This is a genomic window from Elstera litoralis (assembly GCF_000963705.1).
In the GTDB taxonomy this organism is placed as follows: Bacteria; Pseudomonadota; Alphaproteobacteria; order Elsterales; family Elsteraceae; genus Elstera; species Elstera litoralis.
In genome coordinates, this window is sequence record NZ_LAJY01000915.1 from 1 (window position 1) to 1038 (window position 1038).

The following is a 1038-nucleotide window of genomic DNA, read 5'->3' on the forward strand; positions in this document are numbered from 1 at the left end:
CAGCAGCAAATCATACATGCGCAGGACGATGGCGAGGCCGTGGATACGCATGATAGGCGCGTTGGATTTGACGACGGCAATCGTTTGGGGGGCAGCATGGAACACTCTCAGTTAAAAAGGACCCCTTGGGCCGTTCGGCTAAAAGAGCCGACTGCGAAGGCGGTCTTCCAGAATCTGAATGCGGCGGCTTACGGTACTTTGATGGGTGTTCAAAGTACTTGCGGCGCGTGAGAAGCTGCCCGTTCGGCTTACGGCAAGAAAATAACGGAGGTCGTTCCAGTCAATTTCGCCGATCAGCGTGGGGTCGACTACAATCGCATTCGAATCGGAGGAGGGCGTCATTATAGGCTCCCATCGTGCCGCCGGGCCTGGGCCTGGGCTTGTTTTTCAACGGTAGGGGTTAGCGCCGCGAAGGTCTCTAAAAAACGCCAGGTCATTAGAATTTCTTCTTGATGCATAAGCCTGAACTTATCAGTGTCATGCAATAATGCATATGGGTATCAGCTTATCTCCGTTACGTCGATACCCTGATGCGCAGTACAGTGATTGCACACGAATACATACGTATTTTTCAAATAACAGGGGCTAGAATGGCTATGGAATACACTGTAAAAGTGGCCGCTACTGCCGAAGAGCGAGAAATGGCTTACATGATCCGCTCTGCCGTTTTCTGTGGTGAACAAAAATGTCCGTTCCATGAAGAGTTTGATGGAAACGACAATACGGCAACTCACATTATTGGCTTCGTTGATGGTGAACCTGCCGCGACAATACGGTTACGTTACTTTGCCGAGTTCGTGAAATTTGAGCGGTTTGCGGTGCGATCTGAGTACCGAGGTACCGGAATCACCGAGGCTGCGGTGGATTTCGGATTCGATTTTTGCCGACGGAAGGGCTATACGAAGGTGTATGGCCATGCACAGAAGCGTCTTCTGCGGTTCTGGCGTCGTCACGGGTTCAATCAAACCAATCATCCGCCGTTCCACTTTTCGGACGCGGAATATGTAGCGGTTGTGGTTGAGTTCGACCCCACCCGGA

General features: G+C 51.5%; 2 protein-coding genes. One reads left to right on the top strand and one right to left on the bottom strand.

Annotated features, from left to right (window positions below; all coding sequences use genetic code 11):
• Positions 1-138: 138 nt before the first annotated feature.
• Entirely contained in the window at positions 139-342 is a 204-nt protein-coding gene (locus tag VZ95_RS20705) for a LysR family transcriptional regulator (RefSeq protein ID WP_045777549.1), read from the bottom strand.
• Positions 343-530: 188 nt separating this feature from the next.
• On the opposite strand from VZ95_RS20705, the gene VZ95_RS20710 reads away from it, so the two are divergent.
• Positions 531-1038 (top strand): GNAT family N-acetyltransferase (locus tag VZ95_RS20710; RefSeq protein ID WP_156995508.1); only part of this gene is annotated, 508 nt, incomplete at its 3' end.